This window comes from Nocardia sp. NPDC004711 (assembly GCF_053601595.1).
The window spans coordinates 1-1,793 of record NZ_JBSGCB010000171.1 but is presented as its reverse complement, the minus strand read 5'-3'; the positions used below and the strand labels follow the sequence as shown (position 1 = coordinate 1,793).

At 66.6% G+C, this 1,793-nt stretch carries 1 protein-coding gene and 1 pseudogene; both read right to left on the bottom strand.

Translation table 11 applies throughout. From position 1 onward, the window contains the following. A pseudogene (locus ACWEKS_RS49215) lies at window positions 1-245 on the bottom strand (SAM-dependent methyltransferase); the annotation flags it as partial. Window positions 246-384: 139 nt separating this feature from the next. Further along, the gene (locus ACWEKS_RS49210) at window positions 385-1,647 is read right to left on the bottom strand and encodes a beta-ketoacyl-[acyl-carrier-protein] synthase family protein (protein ID WP_452346587.1); all 1,263 of its coding nucleotides are present in this window, start codon (window positions 1,645-1,647) and stop codon (window positions 385-387) included. Window positions 1,648-1,793: the final 146 nt, after the last annotated feature.

Genomic DNA, 1,793 nt, shown 5'->3' with positions numbered 1-1,793 from the left:
GCCTGGAAATCCTGAAACAACGGCCCGAAACCAGGAGCGCGCAGGGGATGATTCTTCGTCTGCTCTACATCGTCGGCGAACAACGCCGCCCACTCGTCACCCGCGGCGCGACAGAACACCTCCGCGAACTGATCGACGGCCAATGCCTGCGGGTGCCGGGCCGCCAGACCGCGGGCCGCCGCGACGAACAACGCGGTAGCGCCGACACTCGTCTTGATGTCCCAGGAATCGTTGTCATTACGCATAATCATCACCTTTCTCCGGCCGAAGCCGGGCTGATCTTCCGGTGGGGAGGAAATTCAATGAGGTTGTGCCGGTGGAAGATTCACTCATCGGCCCGAGGAGTGCTCGGTGTTCACCGTCCGGTGATCACCGCGCGGCGGTTCATCGCAACTCCGCCGGTCGTGTGAAGACCATCGCGGACTGGAAACCGCCGAACCCACTGCCGACCGACAGAGCCGTATCGATGGTGGCGGTGCGCGCGGTGTTCGGGACGTAGTCCAGATCGCATTCGGGGTCTCGGTTACTCCAGTTGGCGGTCGGCGGGATCACCCCGGTGTCGATCGCCAACGCGCAGGCCGCCATCTCGATCGCGCCGATCGCGCCGAGCGAGTGTCCGATCATCGACTTGATCGAGCTGATCGGAACCTCGTACGCGGCGGCACCCAGCGCCTTCTTGAAGGCCGCCGTTTCATGGCGGTCGTTCTGCTTCGTGCCCGAGCCGTGAGCACTGATGTACCCGAGCGCGTCGGGGTTGAGCTGCGCTTGGTTCATCGCATCCGTGATGGCCATGCTCATCTCCAGCCCGTCCGGGCGCAGTCCGGTCATGTGGAAGCCGTTGCAGCGCGAGGCATACCCGCCGATCTCGCAGTAGATGTGGGCGCCCCGAGCCAGGGCGTGGTCGAGCTTCTCCAACATCAGCACCGCCGCACCCTCCCCCAGCACGAAACCGGCGCGCGTCAGATCGAACGGCCGCGAGGCGTGGGCGGGATCGTCATTGTCATCGGTGGTCGCCCGGATCGCGTCGAACGCCGCGACGGAGATCGGCGAGATCGGCGCGTCCGATGCGCCCGCGAGGACGAAGTCGGCGTCACCGTCTTCGATCATGTGCAGTGCGTGACCGATCGAGTCGATCCCGGACGTGCAGCCCGTCGAGACAACCGTTGCCGGACCGTGCAATTCGAAGTGGGCCGACACCTCGGCGGCCATGCTGCTGGGGACGAGGGCCTGATACAGGTAGGGCTGCACGGAGCCCTCGTCGACCAGCCAATCCCGGCCACTGTCGCTCGCGATCACGTAGTCGTTCTCCAGGGTGATGGTCGCGCCGACCGCTGAGCCGAGCGACACCCCGAACATGTCGCGCGCGGCGTCGGACAGCTCCAGACCGCTGTCCTCGAACGCCTCACGGGCGGCGACGAGAGCGAACTGGGTCATCCGATCGAAGCGGCGCACCTGCCTCGGCGACAACCCGGCCGCCTGCGGATCGAAATCGCATTCCGCCGCCACCTGGGAGCGGAACCCGGCCGGGTCGAAGGAACTGATCCGGCGAGTCGCTGTGCGCCCGGACGACAGGCAGTCCCAGAACGATGTGCGCCCGATCCCGCCCGGAGCGACGACGCCGACCCCCGTGACGGCGACCCGGGTCATCGTGCTCTCTCCGCGGTGCCGGGGGCAGCCGCCGATAGTTCCGTGTCCACATGGCCGAGTTCGGGTCGCGGGGCGAGCGGTCCGAGGTGAAAGACGATGTTTGCGGTCTCGGTCCCGGTATTGCGCACCCGGTGCCGCACACCGAT